19 protein-coding genes and 1 tRNA gene are annotated in these 13,914 nt (G+C 60.6%); 11 read left to right on the top strand and 9 right to left on the bottom strand.

Annotation, left to right across the window (positions count from 1 at the left end):
• The first annotated feature begins 160 nt into the window (after positions 1-160).
• The gene (locus PH562_RS28190; protein WP_285177025.1) at positions 161-628 is read left to right on the top strand and encodes a group III truncated hemoglobin; all 468 of its coding nucleotides are present in this window, start codon (positions 161-163) and stop codon (positions 626-628) included.
• 71 nt (positions 629-699) lie between these two features.
• Here the strand turns inward: PH562_RS28190 and PH562_RS28185 are convergent, their stop codons facing one another.
• Complete coding sequence (locus PH562_RS28185; protein WP_285177024.1) at positions 700-1,257, bottom strand: DUF308 domain-containing protein; 558 nt, start codon at positions 1,255-1,257, stop codon at positions 700-702.
• A gap of 140 nt (positions 1,258-1,397) precedes the next feature.
• Between PH562_RS28185 and PH562_RS28180 the strand changes: the two genes are divergently transcribed.
• On the top strand, positions 1,398-1,982 hold the full coding sequence (locus PH562_RS28180; RefSeq protein ID WP_285177023.1) for a TetR/AcrR family transcriptional regulator: 585 nt from the start codon (positions 1,398-1,400) through the stop codon (positions 1,980-1,982).
• Positions 1,983-1,995: 13 nt separating this feature from the next.
• On the opposite strand, the gene PH562_RS28175 is transcribed toward PH562_RS28180, so the two are convergent.
• Entirely contained in the window at positions 1,996-2,898 is a 903-nt protein-coding gene (locus PH562_RS28175) for an EamA family transporter (protein ID WP_285177022.1), read from the bottom strand.
• 96 nt (positions 2,899-2,994) lie between these two features.
• Positions 2,995-4,020 carry a histone deacetylase family protein gene (locus PH562_RS28170; RefSeq protein WP_285177021.1) on the bottom strand — a complete coding sequence of 342 codons (1,026 nt, stop codon included), beginning with the start codon at positions 4,018-4,020 and terminating at the stop codon, positions 2,995-2,997.
• A 147-nt stretch (positions 4,021-4,167) separates the two neighbouring features.
• Between PH562_RS28170 and PH562_RS28165 the strand changes: the two genes are divergently transcribed.
• Positions 4,168-4,773: an HAD-IA family hydrolase gene (locus PH562_RS28165; protein ID WP_285177020.1), complete on the top strand. Its 606-nt coding sequence runs from the start codon at positions 4,168-4,170 to the stop codon at positions 4,771-4,773.
• A 9-nt stretch (positions 4,774-4,782) separates the two neighbouring features.
• On the opposite strand, the gene PH562_RS28160 is transcribed toward PH562_RS28165, so the two are convergent.
• Positions 4,783-5,304 (bottom strand): GNAT family N-acetyltransferase, encoded by a 522-nt coding sequence (locus PH562_RS28160; protein WP_285177018.1) that lies wholly within the window; start codon positions 5,302-5,304, stop codon positions 4,783-4,785.
• A 17-nt stretch (positions 5,305-5,321) separates the two neighbouring features.
• Positions 5,322-5,894 carry a helix-turn-helix domain-containing protein gene (locus PH562_RS28155; protein ID WP_285177017.1) on the bottom strand — a complete coding sequence of 191 codons (573 nt, stop codon included), beginning with the start codon at positions 5,892-5,894 and terminating at the stop codon, positions 5,322-5,324.
• Positions 5,895-6,065: 171 nt separating this feature from the next.
• Between PH562_RS28155 and lepA the strand changes: the two genes are divergently transcribed.
• Genes lepA through PH562_RS28140 form a run of 3 tightly spaced genes read left to right on the top strand, consistent with a single transcriptional unit; the run spans position 6,066 to position 8,487 of the window.
• Entirely contained in the window at positions 6,066-7,898 is a 1,833-nt protein-coding gene (lepA, locus tag PH562_RS28150) for a translation elongation factor 4 (RefSeq protein ID WP_047628664.1), read from the top strand.
• Positions 7,899-7,957: 59 nt separating this feature from the next.
• A complete protein-coding gene (locus PH562_RS28145; RefSeq protein ID WP_285177015.1) occupies positions 7,958-8,188 on the top strand; it encodes a type II toxin-antitoxin system CcdA family antitoxin in 231 nt (76 codons plus the stop codon).
• A complete protein-coding gene (locus PH562_RS28140; protein ID WP_285177014.1) occupies positions 8,188-8,487 on the top strand; it encodes a CcdB family protein in 300 nt (99 codons plus the stop codon). Before PH562_RS28145 ends, PH562_RS28140 begins: the two co-directional genes overlap by 1 nt.
• A gap of 2 nt (positions 8,488-8,489) precedes the next feature.
• Here the strand turns inward: PH562_RS28140 and PH562_RS28135 are convergent, their stop codons facing one another.
• Together PH562_RS28135 and PH562_RS28130 are read right to left on the bottom strand one after the other, a co-directional pair.
• Positions 8,490-8,945 carry a GFA family protein gene (locus tag PH562_RS28135; RefSeq protein ID WP_285177013.1) on the bottom strand — a complete coding sequence of 152 codons (456 nt, stop codon included), beginning with the start codon at positions 8,943-8,945 and terminating at the stop codon, positions 8,490-8,492.
• A gap of 83 nt (positions 8,946-9,028) precedes the next feature.
• Positions 9,029-9,763, bottom strand: a complete 735-nt coding sequence (locus PH562_RS28130) for a type 1 glutamine amidotransferase (protein WP_285177011.1) — start codon at positions 9,761-9,763, stop codon at positions 9,029-9,031.
• Positions 9,764-9,983: 220 nt separating this feature from the next.
• On the opposite strand from PH562_RS28130, the gene PH562_RS28125 reads away from it, so the two are divergent.
• Positions 9,984-10,277 (top strand): Rdx family protein, encoded by a 294-nt coding sequence (locus tag PH562_RS28125; RefSeq protein ID WP_015338465.1) that lies wholly within the window; start codon positions 9,984-9,986, stop codon positions 10,275-10,277.
• A 19-nt stretch (positions 10,278-10,296) separates the two neighbouring features.
• Here the strand turns inward: PH562_RS28125 and PH562_RS28120 are convergent, their stop codons facing one another.
• Entirely contained in the window at positions 10,297-10,725 is a 429-nt protein-coding gene (locus tag PH562_RS28120; RefSeq protein ID WP_285177010.1) for a BA14K family protein, read from the bottom strand.
• Positions 10,726-10,913: 188 nt separating this feature from the next.
• On the opposite strand from PH562_RS28120, the gene PH562_RS28115 reads away from it, so the two are divergent.
• The 3 genes from PH562_RS28115 to PH562_RS28105 all read left to right on the top strand — a co-directional run bounded on the left by PH562_RS28115 (position 10,914) and on the right by PH562_RS28105 (position 12,927).
• Positions 10,914-12,335, top strand: coding sequence for a phosphomannomutase (locus tag PH562_RS28115; protein ID WP_285177077.1), 1,422 nt, complete (start codon positions 10,914-10,916; stop codon positions 12,333-12,335).
• A 92-nt stretch (positions 12,336-12,427) separates the two neighbouring features.
• Positions 12,428-12,512 (top strand) — tRNA-Leu (locus tag PH562_RS28110).
• A 286-nt stretch (positions 12,513-12,798) separates the two neighbouring features.
• Positions 12,799-12,927 (top strand): hypothetical protein, encoded by a 129-nt coding sequence (locus tag PH562_RS28105; RefSeq protein WP_285177009.1) that lies wholly within the window; start codon positions 12,799-12,801, stop codon positions 12,925-12,927.
• Positions 12,928-12,969: 42 nt separating this feature from the next.
• Here the strand turns inward: PH562_RS28105 and PH562_RS28100 are convergent, their stop codons facing one another.
• On the bottom strand, positions 12,970-13,236 hold the full coding sequence (locus PH562_RS28100) for a DUF982 domain-containing protein (RefSeq protein ID WP_113230172.1): 267 nt from the start codon (positions 13,234-13,236) through the stop codon (positions 12,970-12,972).
• A 272-nt stretch (positions 13,237-13,508) separates the two neighbouring features.
• Here PH562_RS28100 and PH562_RS28095 point away from each other — a divergent pair, with 272 nt between their 5' ends.
• Complete coding sequence (locus PH562_RS28095; protein WP_113230173.1) at positions 13,509-13,691, top strand: hypothetical protein; 183 nt, start codon at positions 13,509-13,511, stop codon at positions 13,689-13,691.
• The last annotated feature ends 223 nt before the right edge of the window (positions 13,692-13,914 follow it).

Raw genomic sequence — 13,914 nt, 5'->3', positions numbered from 1 at the left:
TGTGACCCGCCGAACGAGGCCGCAGAAAATAGCAGCGCGACTTTGACAGATTGCCGCAACATCTCCATGACGTCTTGGTCGCAGTGAAAAATTGCATACATAGGAGATCTGAAAGACGTCGGAGCAGCGGTTTTTGACGCGCCGGCACTCGGAGAACACTATGGAAAACGAGATACAGGCCCGCGCCGCCCATCTTGCCGGCATCCGCGAAAAGGCCGAAGCGGAGATGACGCGGATGGGCATCAATGCCGCCTTCATCGACAGGCTGGTCGACACGTTCTATGGGCGCGTTCAGGCGCATCCCCGGCTCGGACCGGTCTTCGACGGGCGCCTTGCCGGGCGCTGGCCCGACCACATGGAAAAGATGAAGCGCTTCTGGTCCTCCGTTGCCTTCAAGAACGGCGCCTATGGCGGCAAGCCGGTGCAGGCGCATCTCGGCGTCGAGGGCATGGCTGCGGACCTCTTTCCGGAATGGCTGGCGCTTTTCTCCGAAACGCTTGCCGATATCGCGCCTTCCAAGGAGGCAAGAGACTGGTTCATGGCGACGGCCGAGCGCATCGCCAAGAGCCTGACGCTCTCACTTTTCTATAATCCAGCGCTGGACGATCCCGCGAAGACGACGGCTTAAGGCAAAGCGATATCCGCTCTTTTGACGGCGGCAAGTCATTTCAAACACGCCGCCGCAGGATCAGGCAGCGCCTATGCTTGTGCTTTGCGATGGGCCGCCACCGCAAGCCAGATTGCGGAAAGCAGGAAGTAGAAGGCTCCGAATGCCGCATAAGGAACGATATCCAAAATCGTCGGCACGACCGTCCCGAGGGATCGACTGAGCATGAAACCGCCGGCAAGCGCCGACTGCGCACCGCTCAAGATCATCACCCATTGAGCGCCATAGGTACGCCAGCGTCTTACGCCGGTATAGAGTTGCAGCAGGCCCGAGAGGATCGCCCAAGCCCCAAACACGGCCAGAACGGCGTAGGTGCTATTGTAGGTGGCTACGACAACGGCGAGCGCCGTGACGATGCTGACGACAACATTCAATGTTTGGGACGGATTGACCTTCAGGCCGCCGTTAACCCGGGCGTCGGCCAGATTGGCGAGGGCATCCCAGACAGGATAGATAACCAGCAGAAACGCGGCGGATGGCGGTTTTGCGCTGAGAACGATCGCGGCTGAAATCCAGGCGATCGAGAACAGGGCACGTGTAAAATAGTAGGACTGCAGCCAGTTGGACGGGGGTGAAATGCGGCTTTGCATCGGTATGCTCCTTGTATCTGTCTACCTACTAGTAGGAAGATACATTCACCGAGTCAACACGAGGCTCGAACACCGTTTCGTGAGAGCCAGAAGCGGTGCGATAATCTTGACAACCAGCCTACCAAAAGGTAGGCAGCGACATGAAATCAATAGCTTCGACTTCAGAAAAAATTCTCGACATCGCCCAGTCTCTTATCGTGGCCGGCGGCTACAATGGCTTCAGCTATGCAGACATCTCCGCTACGATCGGCATCCGGAAGGCAAGCATCCACCATCACTTTCCGACGAAGGCCGAACTGGTCTCGGTGCTGGTGGACCGTTACAGGCAGCAGACGGAAGCGGGTCTGAAGTCTTTGCGCGAAGGGATCTCGAGCCCTGCGGAACAGCTGCAGGCCTATGTGAACTACTGGAACTCATGCATTCGGGACGCCTCGCTGCCCTTCTGCGTCTGCGCAATGCTCGCCAGCGAGATGCAGATGCTGCCGGAAGAGGTCGCATCCCAGGTGCGTGGCCATTTTCATAGCCTCGCCGGATGGCTTACGTCGGTGCTGCAGGCTGGAACCGAGAATGGCCTCTTCCAGCTGGACAAGCTACCTGAGGAAGAGGCGCAAATGCTGATGGCCTCGATTCATGGGGCAATGCTCTCGGCGAGAGCTTTCGGCGATCCAGAACTGTTCATCGCAATCGTTGCACCCCAGATCGCCAAGCTTCAGGCGCGGGATTGACGGGCCGCCAATCTCAGGCTTTCGCCGCAAAGATCGTGGCCCCGATGCTGGCGGCAACAACGAGCGCCGTTCCGAACATCTGCGATGGCGTCATCGGTTGCGACAGAATGACAAAACCAGCAACGGCGCCGATGGCGGGTTCGAGGCTCATGAGGATGCCGAAGGAAGATGTCGGCATGCGCTTGAGCGCCACCATTTCCAGCACATAGGGAAGCAGCGGCACGAGCAGCGCAAGCCCGGCTATTTCGAGAAGGCCGAAGGCCGTCAGATTAGGGACGGCCGAGGCAAAGCCAAATGGGGTCGAAACGACAGCCGCGACCAGCAGCGACATGGAAAGACCTTCAAGGCCCTGAAAGGCATTGCCGACCTTCTTCGTCAAAAGGATATAGCAGGCCCAGCCCGCGCCGGCTCCGATGGCAAAGAGGATGCCAGGGAGATTGCCGACCCATTCCTCGCCATCATAGGCCAAGAGCAGAACGCCGATGGCGGCGAAAATCGGCCACAGAAGCTGGCGGCCCAGCCCGAAGCCGAGGGTCGCGACCAGCAGCGGCCCGAGAAACTCGATGGCGACGGCAAGGCCCAGGGGAATACGCGCGATTGCCGAAAAGAAAGAAGTCGTCATCAGCGCCGAGACTGTACCGAGCGCCAGCACGCCGAGCCATTGCGAGCGGCTGTAGCTCATGATCTTCGGGCGAACGATGATCGCCAACGCGATAGAGGCGAAGACAAGCCGCAGCCACGTGGCACCCGCCGGTCCATAGGCGTTGATGACCGGAGCCGACAAGGCCGAGCCGAACTGGATTGACGACATCGACATCACGCACATCAGCACGCCGGCGGCGATGCTGCCGGTCGATGGCGGAACATCCGAATGCGGCATCAGCGCCGATCCGCTGTCGACAAGCTTCTGTTCCATAAACACCCCCAACTAGGCGGCGTTTTAGAGGCCGGGCCAGGCAGTGGCAAATTCAAACTTTTCATCCTGCGATCAGGCGCTTTGATGCAAGAGGCCTCAGGCTTCGAGACCTTTCAGCACATTGGCGACGTTCAGGCCGATTTCGGGCACGCCATAACCGCCCTCCATGCAGACAAGGACGGGCAGCCCAGCAACGGCGATGCGCTCACCCATGCGGAGGAAATCCTGCGAATTCAGCTTGAAGAAGGAGATCGGATCGCGCTCGAACGTATCGACACCGAGCGAGAGCACGATCGCCTCCGCGCCGAACAGCTTGACACGCGAAAGCGCATCGTCGAGAGCCGCCGACCAGACCTCCCACGGCGTGCCGCGCGGCATGGGGTAATTGCGGTTGGTGCCCAGCCCATTGCCCTCGCCCTTCTCATCGGCATGGCCGAGGAAATAGGGAAAGGCGTGGATGGGATCGCCATGCAGCGACGCCGTGAAAACATCGCCGCGCCGGTAGAAAAGGTCCTGCGTGCCGTTGCCGTGATGGAAATCGACATCGAGTATGGCAACCCGGGCGGCGCCATGGTCGCGCAGGCGCTGCGCCGCAACGCCGGCATTGTTGATGAAGCAATAGCCGCCGAAGAGATCGATGCCGGCGTGATGTCCGGGCGGGCGGCAGAGCGCGAAGGCGAAGCGGTTGCCGGCGTAAAGCCAGTCGGCACCGGTCAGGGCACAACGCATCGATGCGATCGCCGCCTCATAGGAGCCTTTAGTGATCGAGGTATCGGCAGCATTGGCATAATGGCCGATCATGCCGACAATATTGTCAGGCACGCGCTGGCTGGTGCGCCTGACGGGAAAGGAGTTGGCGATCGCTTCGCCCTTGTAGCCGGCGGCGACCCAGCGCTCCCAGACCACGCCGAGGAAATCGAGATAGGCCGGGTCGTGCACTTTGCGCGCCGTCTCCAGCCCATGGGTTTCAGGCGCGATAACATCTGTGAAACCGGCCTCCTTGACGGCGGCGAGGATCCACTCGGCGCGGAAGGGCGCTTCGAAGGGCGTGACGAGCTGGCCATCATGCAGCTCGGTCTTCGCATCCCTGAGCTTGTGATCCTCCGAATAGATGACCCGCATCGTCGCCTCTCCATTGCCGACTTTGTTACCCCGATGACACGAAGGCTTACATGCATCGCGCCGGAGAAAAAAGGGTGCCATGCCGTCTTGAACGTCACCGCAAACAACTGCAACTTCCGCCAGCGTTTGAAGAACAGGGGAAGCAGCATGAAAATCCTGATGGTCGATGTCGACGGTGTGCTGGTGCACGGCCGGCCAAGCGATGGGCTGCCGCTTTTCACCTATCTGGAACGCGATCTCGGCCTGGGGCTCGAGGCACTGCAAGAGGCATTCTTCAAAACCTGTTGGCCTGACATCGTCACCGGTCGCGATGCGCTTGAGCCGAGGCTTGCGGAGGTTCTCGGGAAGATTGCGCCCCACCTCAGCGCCCGGACCCTGATCGACTATTGGTTCGAGAATGACTCCCGCCTGGACCACAGCCTGCTCGACGACCTCGCCACACTGCGGGCTGGGGGAACGAGGATGTTCCTGGCGACCAATCAGGAACATCTGCGCGCTGCCTATCTCATGGACGAACTCGGGCTCTCCTCCCGCTTCGACGGCATCTTCTATTCCGCCGCCCTCGGTCAGCAGAAGCCAGCAGCCGAATTCTTCCGGCTGGCAACCGAGCGGGTCGGGCTTTCCGCTAGCGACATCGGCTTCATCGACGATGTGGAGGCCAATATCGAGGCGGCGCGGCAATTCGGCTGGAAGGCGATGCAATGGACATCCGGTTCCAAGTTGCCGGATGCCATTGCCGCTTTCTCCGTCTGAATTGCGCCCTCAGTCGGCAATCCGCTTATAGAAAATGGTCGTGTCGCAAAGACCGCCCTCCGGCCATAGGGCATAATCCGGCACCACGCCGACACGCTGCCAGCCGAGGCGCGGATAGATCGCCTCCGCGTCGCTGCCCGTCGCCGTATCGAGGACCAGCAAGGTCTTGCCGATGCGAGCGGCTTCGCGCTCCGCCGCCTCCATCAGGTGGCGGGCAAGACCCTTGCCGCGCGCGGAGCTATGCACCAGCAGTTTCTTGAGATCGCCGCGATGCGGCTGGTTCGGCATTTGCGCCGCGCCCACCTGCACCGTGCCGACGACCCTGCCCTCGATCGCGGCGACAAAAAGCAGTGTCGCGCCGCTTTCGACGCTATCGGCAATACCTTGCCAGTAAGGCAAGGCATCAGCCGTTCCGTAAGGCTGCATGAAGCCAACGGAAGCGCCGCCATTGACGCAATCGACGAGCACGTCGCAAAGATCCGGCAGGGCGGCACGAGCCTCGGCCGCAGAGAGAAGACGAATATCAGACATGAAAAGGTCCTTGGGTGTTATGAACGGCCGCGATAGAGGATGACGCTGTAGCGCGCCGGCACCTCGCCGGGATTATGGAAGGCGTGGCCATCGCCGACGCCCATGAAAAGACAATCGCCGGGCATGAGGCGATGGGCGACATCGCGATGCGTGACCTCCATCTCGCCTTCGAACAGCCAGACATGCTGGGTCATGCCGGCGCTTGCAGTATTCGGCGGGAAGATGACGCGCGCGCCGGCAGGGAACAGGACTTCGACGACATCGACCTTCGATTCGGTTCCAGGCGGCGAGACAGCCCGCCTGACATAGCCGGTGCCGGGGTCGCGCCAGATCGCCTGCTGATCGCGGCGGGCAAGCGGCGACACTTCCTTATCCTCTTCGGCAAAGAAGGCCGAAAGCGAAAGACCGAGCGCTGCGCAGAGCCGCGACAGCAGCGATGCCGTCGGGCTCGCCTCCGCCCGCTCGATGCGCGAGATCATGGCGCGGCTGACGGCCGAGGCATTGGCAAGCTCATCCAGCGTCAGGCCGCGAGCGATGCGCAGCTCCTTGATGCGCGCGCCGATCGCCAGTTCCAGATCATCATCCGCCATTGTTCGCGTCTCATACTTTGAAATTCCACTATACGAGAAATACACGATCGCATGATGGAATCAAGAGCATTGTGACACTCGGCAGCGTCGAGCCGGACAAGGCTAACATAACGTGAAGATACCCGCCAAAACCCCGCTTTTCCGCTTTGCGGCGCGGGGCGGCGCTGCTATATGGCGCGCATGAGCACCAATTCCACCACTCCGCTTTCGCATATCCGCAACTTCTCGATCGTGGCCCATATCGACCACGGCAAATCGACCCTGGCCGATCGCCTGATCCAGACGACGGGCGGCCTTGCCGAACGCGAGATGTCGGAGCAGGTGCTTGATAATATGGAGATCGAGCGCGAGCGCGGCATCACCATCAAGGCCCAGACCGTGCGCCTGCACTACAAGGCCAACAATGGCGAGACCTATATCCTCAATCTGATCGACACGCCCGGACATGTCGACTTTGCCTATGAAGTCTCGCGCTCGCTGTCGGCCTGCGAGGGGTCGCTGCTTGTCGTCGACGCCTCTCAGGGTGTGGAAGCGCAGACGCTCGCCAACGTCTATCAGGCGATCGACAACAATCACGAGCTCGTCACCGTCCTCAACAAGATCGACCTGCCGGCGGCCGAACCTGACCGCATCAAGGATCAGATCGAGGAAGTGATCGGCATCGACGCATCGGACGCCGTGCTGATTTCTGCCAAGACCGGTCTCGGCATTCCCGACGTGCTGGAAGCCATCGTCCACAAGCTGCCGGCGCCGAAGAGCGCGGGCGGCGAAAAGGCGCCCTTGAAGGCGCTGCTGGTCGATAGCTGGTACGACACCTATCTCGGCGTTATGGTTCTCGTGCGCATCATCGACGGCACGCTGACCAAGGGCCAGACCATCCGCATGATGGGCACGGACGCGAAGTACCAGATCGAGCGCGTCGGCGTTCTCACGCCGAAGATGGTCGCCGTCGACAGCCTCGGCCCCGGCGAAATCGGCTTCATCACCGCCTCGATCAAGGAAGTGGCCGACACCCGCGTCGGCGATACGATCACCGAAGACAAGCGTCCGACCGCCGAGGCGCTGCCGGGCTTCAAGCCGGCACAGCCTGTGGTGTTCTGCGGCCTCTTCCCGGTCGATGCCGCCGATTTCGAAGACCTGCGCTCGGCCATGGGCAAGCTGCGCCTCAACGACGCCAGCTTCTCCTTCGAGATGGAATCGTCTGCCGCTCTCGGCTTCGGCTTCCGCTGCGGCTTCCTCGGCCTGCTGCACCTGGAAATCATCCAGGAGCGCCTGGAGCGCGAATTCAACCTCGACCTGATCGCGACGGCGCCTTCGGTCGTCTATCAGCTCACCATGACCGACGGTACAGAGATCGAACTGCATAACCCGGCCGACATGCCCGATGTCGTCAAGATTTCCGAATTCCGCGAGCCATGGATCAAGGCGACGATCCTGACGCCGGACGATTATCTCGGCTCGATCCTGAAGCTCTGCCAGGACCGCCGCGGCATCCAGACCGAGCTGACCTATGTCGGCAACCGCGCCATGATCACCTACGACCTGCCGCTCAACGAAGTCGTCTTCGACTTCTACGACCGCCTAAAGTCGATCTCCAAGGGCTATGCCTCCTTCGACTACAGCCTGACCGATTATCGCGAGAGCGACCTCGTCAAGATGTCGATCCTCGTCAATGCCGAACCGGTGGACGCGCTCTCCATGCTCGTGCACCGTTCGGCCGCCGAAAAGCGCGGCCGCGTCATGTGCGAGAAGCTGAAGGACCTGATCCCGCAGCACATGTTCCAGATCCCGATCCAGGCCGCCATCGGCGGGCGTATCATCGCCCGCGAGACGGTGAAGGCACTGCGCAAGGACGTGACCGCCAAGTGCTACGGCGGCGACGCTACCCGCAAGCGCAAGCTGCTCGACAAGCAGAAGGAGGGCAAGAAGCGCATGCGGCAGTTCGGCAAGGTCGAAATCCCGCAGGAGGCGTTTATTGCCGCGCTGAAGATGGGGGACGAGTGAGGCTCTTCCCAACAACAAATTATGCGCATATAGTTTGCGCATAATTTGAGGAATACCTCATGACCCAAGCGACGCGAAAAGCTGCAAATTTGTCTCTCGACGAAGGGCTCGTTTCAGATGCCCGTGAACTGAAAATCAATATCTCACGTGCTGCCGAAGAGGGTATCGCGCGCGCTATCAAGGCTGAGCGCGACCGCCTGTGGCTTCTGGAAAATGCCGAGGCCATCGAACAAGCGAATGCCTATGTTGAAAAACATGGCCTGCCGTTTGGAAAATACCGACAGTTCTGATGGCGAGATTCCATGTCTATGGTTTGAAGCAAAGTCGAATTCTCGCGCTGGACCTTCAGTCCGATTTGCTGGAAAGACTACGTACGCGGATGATGGCGCCACTACTCCGCGCGGAGGAAGTGCCTATGCCGATGGCACGGCTCAACCCGCAATTTACTATCGCTGGCGAGCCATACATAATGGCGACCCAATTGATGTCGGCTATTTCGCTTACCGAAATCGGAGAACTGGTTACTGATCTCAGTTCGCACGGCGATCAGATTACCGCCGCGACCGACTTTCTTTTCCAAGGCTTCTAACCTCAGTTTCCTGCCATATATTCCCCGATCAGCCCCTCATACTCCTCCATCGCCGGCAGCGCGGCGTAGCTGTGCCTGGCGGGCGTCGTCACCCATGGCAGCTTTTCGCTCGTCCAGGTCTCCATGAAGGGCGTGAACCAGCTGGTGTTGTCGAGCATGGTGGCGCGGACATTGACGAACCAGTCGACGCCTTCGAGCTTCGTGAACATCCAGCTCATGCAATGCGGGCAGAAATAGTGATGGATGACATCGCCGTGCAGGCCGCCGATGACAGGTTCGCCCGCCGTCACCTCGAAACCATCCGATGGGATGGCGGCGCTCAGCGAATAGGGACCGCCGGTCATGCGCTGACAGCCTGTGCAATGGCAGGCCATGGTGAGCATCGGCTTGGCATTGATCTTCAGCCGCACCTGTCCGCAACGGCAGCCGCCTTCGCAGGGTAGTTCCAGTGCGCTCATGATGTCATTTCCTCCCATTCCATGATTTTTGGTACACGACGCGAGCTAATCGGGTGCGCGCTCGGCCTGATAATTTGCAATCCTCAAGCCTCCGCAGCCTGCGGAAGCTCTGCCTGCGCCCTGATCGTCCGCACCCAGGCGCGCGCGATCGCAAGTCCGGCCGCTTCAGCCGCTGCAGCATGCCTGGCCACAAGCTCCGGATAGTGATCGAGCCAGCCGGGCTCCTTGTGCTCGATGGTTTCCCTAAATTCGCCGCGCCAGCGCTCGACGACCGCGGCATTGGCCTCGAAATGAAACTGCGTGCCATAGGTGGCGCGGCCGATGCGGAAGGCCTGGTTCGGCGTGACGGCATTGGCGGCAAGGCGCGTGGCTCCCACAGGCAAGGTAAAAGTGTCGCCATGCCATTCGAAGATGGTGAATTCGTCGCCGACATCGGCGAGCAACGGGTCCTTTTTCCCCTCGTCAGTCAGGCCGACTGTTTTCCAGCCGAATTCATGGGCGGTACCGAGAAGATTTTCGGCCTCGTAGGCGCGCGCCAAAATCTGGCTGCCGAGGCAGATGCCGAGCACGGCCTTGTCCTCGCCCTCGAAACGGCGCATCAGCCGCGCCAGCTCCGGCAGATAGGGATGGGTGTCGTCGTCGCGGGCGCTCTGCTCGCCGCCGAGCACGGCTAGTGCATCATAGGCCGATATGTCCTTCGGCAAGGCCTCGCCGCTCCACGGGCGAAACCAGTCGATCTCGGCCCCGGCCTCCTCCAGCGCTATGCCGAGAGCGCCGAGCGGAGTGTTCTTCATATTCTCGATGATGGCGACGCGCATACCGTTGATTCCCGAGCAATGTTACCACCGGAGATGAGCATGAGGCGGCGGGAGAGGCAAGTGGCCGGAGCGTTTCAGCTCTCCCCGGAAATGCCGCTCCGGCCGTCTGCCATTGCTCACTTCCGGGCGGAAACCGCTTGGCGCCTTTCCTGGAAGTGCTTTGGCTTGCAGCGGAGTAAAGTTGAGCCTAAATCTCAGCAAACAACGAAGGATCAGGACAATGAGCGACAAGCCCCGCATCACCATTCTCTATTGCACCCAATGCAACTGGCTGCTGCGCTCCGGCTGGATGGCGCAGGAACTGCTGCAGACCTTTACCGACAGTCTCGGCGAAGTGGCGCTGATCCCCGGCACCGGCGGCGTCTTCGAAATCCGCATCGACGGCGAGCTGTTGTGGGAGCGCAAGCGGGATGGCGGCTTCCCGGGACCGAAGGAACTCAAGCAGCGGGTACGCGATATCATCGACCCCGAGCGCGATCTCGGCCATACCGACCGCGGATCGCTGGAAAGCTAAGTCTCCTGCTGCTCAGGCATCAGTCGAAAGGCGAACGGCAGGGCTTGGTTCCATTATTGATCGTCGTATAGCTGTTGGTGCCGGGATTGTAGGTCCGGTAGCGCTCGGCGCACCAGGTTTGATGCTGTCTCAGTTTCTGGGCCGGCGAAGGATAGAGAGCCCTCGGTGGCGGTGCATAGGTTTCACGCGGGGGAACCTGAACTCGCGGGCTGCCAAAGCGATTGAGGCCTCCGTTATAGGGCGGTGTGATCGGAAGCGGCTGACCTGGACGGGTGTAGAACTGCCGCTCGCCGAAACCGAAGCAGCCACGGGAATCGCAGATGACTGTATTGGTGCGCGGCGGAGTGATGAGCTTCCGAGAATCCGAGGCGGCTGTCGCGAAATCCGCCTGCGACAGCGAGGCAAGCGCGAGGACGCAGCCAAACGCGATCCTATGAAAAACAGCCATGACATACTCCTGTTCCGAACGCTACGAACCTATGCGGGCCGCCGCACCTCTTATCTTAGTTGGGGTCATGACGATGGCAAAACCAGTGCTGCCGCAACCGGAACCTATCGATCCACGATGAGTTGATCGCCGCCACCGCTTGCGCCATAACAGCCCAACCATTGCAAGGGAGATTGCCTGTGAGCAGCTTGAAATTCGGCACCAGCGGCCTTCGCGGCCTATCCGCAGACCTCACCGGACGGGCATCAGCGCTCTACGCGACAGCCTTTGCCCGCCATCTGCTGAAAAACGGCCATGCCAAACCGGGCGATCTCATCCTCGTCGGCCGCGATTTCCGCGAATCGAGCCCGGCGATCTCCGCCACCTGCATCGGCGCGCTGAAGCGGGCCGGCCTGACGCCGATCGACTGCGGCACATTGCCGACGCCGGCGCTGGCGCTTTATGGCCTACAGCTGAAAGCTGCCTCTCTGATGATCACCGGCTCGCACATCCCCGCCGACCGCAACGGCATCAAATTCTACCGGCCGGATGGCGAAATCGACAAGCGCGACGAGGTGGCGATCAGCGAGGAGGCGCTTGCGATCGGTGATTCAGTGCTCGACGAAACGCCTGCCGAGGCGGAAAACCGCACGGCGGAAACGGAGGCGCTGTTCCTGGAGCGCAACAAGGGCCTGCTGCCATCAGGCAGCCTCGCCGGCCTCACGATCGGCGTCTATCAGCACAGCACGGTGGCGCGTGATCTCTTCGGTCAGGTACTGACGCATTACGGCGCCCGCGTCGTGCCGCTCGGCCGCTCCGAGAGCTTCATTCCGGTGGATACGGAAGCGGTCTCGGCCGAGACGATCCACCTGATGAAGGCCTGGGCGCCGGAACATGGGCTGGATGCCATCGTTTCGGCCGATGGCGACGGTGACCGGCCACTGGTCGCGGACGAAACCGGCGAGCCGCTGCGCGGCGATCTCCTTGGCCTCATCGCTGCCAACTTCCTCGGCGCGCAAGTGGTCGTGACCCCGGTCACATCTAACTCCGGCATTGAATCGGCCGGCTCCTACTCCGTTATCCGCACCCGCGTCGGCTCTCCCTATGTGATCGCCGGCATGGACGAGGCCATTGCGGCGGGCAAGGCGAATGTCATGGGCTTCGAGGCCAATGGCGGCACGCTGACATCAAGCCGCTTCACCGTCGAGGGAAAATCTTTCGAGCCGCTGCCGACGCGCGACAGCTTCCTGCCGATCCTGGCAACGCTCTACGCCGCGGCGAAGGCACGCAAACCGCTTTCGGCCGTTGCCGGCAGCTACCGCTTGCCCTTTGCCGCCGCCGACCGTCTGGAGAATTTCCCCGTGGAAACGAGTGCCGCGCTGATGGCCTATCTGCGCGCCTCAGACGCCAATCTTTCGGATTTCTTGAAGCCGATCGCGACGGTCGCCTCCAAGAGCGATATCGACGGCCTGCGGGTGACACTTGTGGATAACCGAATCATCCATTTCCGCCCTTCCGGCAATGCGCCGGAAATGCGCTGCTACGTGGAAGCATCGAGCGAAAGCGAGGCAAAGGCCCTGTTGGAACAGGGACTTGGCCTGATCAGCGCGTGGGCGGCAGCCCGGGTTTGACCCGGGCTCCAACTGCTTTTTTCACGATTGCCACGAAAACTTCAAAAACCCTGTTGACACCGGACGGCCACCCCCTTACATGCGTGTCCGTCGCCCAGATGGCGGAATTGGTAGACGCGCAGGTTTCAGGTACCTGTGCCGCGAGGCGTGGAGGTTCGAGTCCTCTTCTGGGCACCATTCCCTTTCTTGAGAAACGTGGATTTCTCAAAGATTTCAAGATTTAGCGAGCTCGTAGGATGCCGCTTCCGGTTCGCCGGGAGTTCACAAGAACTTGTCTTGAAATCGGCTGTCCGGATGAAAGCCGGCCTTCAGTATCCCTGAATAATCGCCATTTGAACGGATCCCTGATGCCCGCCGCAGGCAGGCGATGAAAGCCTGATCGATGGCGGTCGCCCAGCGTTTTTAAATCATTGACTACCGAAGAAGAGATCGACCTAATGGGGCAAACCCTGAGGGATGTTTGATGAACGAAAAGAGCGACTGGTACGATCTGATTGTCGGCAACGGCAATGTCAATGAAGGGCTCGGGAGGATGATAGGGTTCATCCTCGCCGTCATCATAATCCTCAGCCTGATCTTCTGGGCAATCTGAGCGCCTCTCGCCGAGGGAGGCCGTCGCCCCGTCTTGCATCGACTAGTGAAGGCTCTCCGAATCCGGCCTGACACTCAGCCCGGCCTCACGCGCCGCCTCCAGAAAAGCCTTTCGCGACCGCTCGGCGGAAACCTTGCCGAGAACGGCATCGAGGCAGATCAGCACGGCCTCATCCATTGCCGGACCGCCATTGACCGGCCACTCCTCGCTCATGCAGTTTGCCGCATCCAGCGCGTTGGTGATGATCGCGAAATGGCCGATGCCATCGAGATCGACTATGACGGGATTGTTCCAATCACCATGTTCCATGGCAGCCCTCCTCGCCTTAATGCCATCGGGCCATAACGGCGAGCAGTGGCAAGATGTTCCGGGCTCATGCGTATGCCTTAAGATTTCCTTCCGGATGCGAGACCCGCGATAGGAAAACCACGGGCCGCCCGCCAAACGGCCCATCCAGGCACGAGCAGACGGCACCTTCTCGCTTTGTGCAAACCTCCCTCCCGCTACGACGCTACCTCCTGCGGCTCTATCCCGTTAACTTTTACCGAACGGAGGAAAAGACGAATAAGGGGAACAACAAAATGGACCACGTCTGTAACCTGCTCTGGCTTGCCTTCAGCGTCGCTCTTCTTTTCGCCGCATTGAACCGGCGCCTGGTCGAAGATTACGTCGCCATGTGGTATCTGCTCGTCATCACCGCCATGACCGTCATGGCCTGGGCGGGCTTCTTTCCGACTGACATGGCGACGCTGCGGGCGGGATAGCGCGCTCCAGCGCCACAAGCAGGCAATCTTGTCGCCCCTTGCCTCTCTAACGGCTGGGCACGAAAAGCCGCCGAAAATCCATATCGGCGGCCTGAAGCATGATTGAAAGTCGAGCCGGCGCTTTAAGAGACCTGTGCGCGGGTAGGCTTTCTGCTTGAATTTGCTGTATTTCCTCGGATGGGAAGCGTATCGCAGGCGTCGGCATACGCGGCTTGGAACACGA

Source organism: Rhizobium centroccidentale (assembly GCF_030182565.1).
In the GTDB taxonomy this organism is placed as follows: domain Bacteria; phylum Pseudomonadota; class Alphaproteobacteria; order Rhizobiales; family Rhizobiaceae; genus Rhizobium.
This window is presented reverse-complemented; position numbering and strand designations above follow the sequence as displayed.

Excerpts from the sequence above, each read along its gene's own strand:
- PH562_RS28170 (WP_285177021.1), bottom strand. The coding sequence starts at position 4,020 with ATGCGGGTCATCTATTCGGAGGATCACAAGCTCAGGGATGCGAAGACC.
- PH562_RS28120 (WP_285177010.1), bottom strand. The coding sequence starts at position 10,725 with ATGGCTGTTTTTCATAGGATCGCGTTTGGCTGCGTCCTCGCGCTTGCC.
- PH562_RS28130 (WP_285177011.1), bottom strand. The coding sequence starts at position 9,763 with ATGCGCGTCGCCATCATCGAGAATATGAAGAACACTCCGCTCGGCGCT.
- PH562_RS28100 (WP_113230172.1), bottom strand. The coding sequence starts at position 13,236 with ATGGAACATGGTGATTGGAACAATCCCGTCATAGTCGATCTCGATGGC.
- PH562_RS28175 (WP_285177022.1), bottom strand. The coding sequence starts at position 2,898 with ATGGAACAGAAGCTTGTCGACAGCGGATCGGCGCTGATGCCGCATTCG.
- PH562_RS28140 (WP_285177014.1), top strand. The coding sequence starts at position 8,188 with ATGGCGAGATTCCATGTCTATGGTTTGAAGCAAAGTCGAATTCTCGCG.
- PH562_RS28105 (WP_285177009.1), top strand. The coding sequence starts at position 12,799 with ATGAACGAAAAGAGCGACTGGTACGATCTGATTGTCGGCAACGGCAAT.
- PH562_RS28125 (WP_015338465.1), top strand. The coding sequence starts at position 9,984 with ATGAGCGACAAGCCCCGCATCACCATTCTCTATTGCACCCAATGCAAC.
- PH562_RS28135 (WP_285177013.1), bottom strand. The coding sequence starts at position 8,945 with ATGAGCGCACTGGAACTACCCTGCGAAGGCGGCTGCCGTTGCGGACAG.
- lepA (WP_047628664.1), top strand. The coding sequence starts at position 6,066 with ATGGCGCGCATGAGCACCAATTCCACCACTCCGCTTTCGCATATCCGC.
- PH562_RS28095 (WP_113230173.1), top strand. The coding sequence starts at position 13,509 with ATGGACCACGTCTGTAACCTGCTCTGGCTTGCCTTCAGCGTCGCTCTT.
- PH562_RS28155 (WP_285177017.1), bottom strand. The coding sequence starts at position 5,894 with ATGGCGGATGATGATCTGGAACTGGCGATCGGCGCGCGCATCAAGGAG.
- PH562_RS28190 (WP_285177025.1), top strand. The coding sequence starts at position 161 with ATGGAAAACGAGATACAGGCCCGCGCCGCCCATCTTGCCGGCATCCGC.
- PH562_RS28185 (WP_285177024.1), bottom strand. The coding sequence starts at position 1,257 with ATGCAAAGCCGCATTTCACCCCCGTCCAACTGGCTGCAGTCCTACTAT.
- PH562_RS28145 (WP_285177015.1), top strand. The coding sequence starts at position 7,958 with ATGACCCAAGCGACGCGAAAAGCTGCAAATTTGTCTCTCGACGAAGGG.
- PH562_RS28160 (WP_285177018.1), bottom strand. The coding sequence starts at position 5,304 with ATGTCTGATATTCGTCTTCTCTCTGCGGCCGAGGCTCGTGCCGCCCTG.
- PH562_RS28165 (WP_285177020.1), top strand. The coding sequence starts at position 4,168 with ATGAAAATCCTGATGGTCGATGTCGACGGTGTGCTGGTGCACGGCCGG.
- PH562_RS28180 (WP_285177023.1), top strand. The coding sequence starts at position 1,398 with ATGAAATCAATAGCTTCGACTTCAGAAAAAATTCTCGACATCGCCCAG.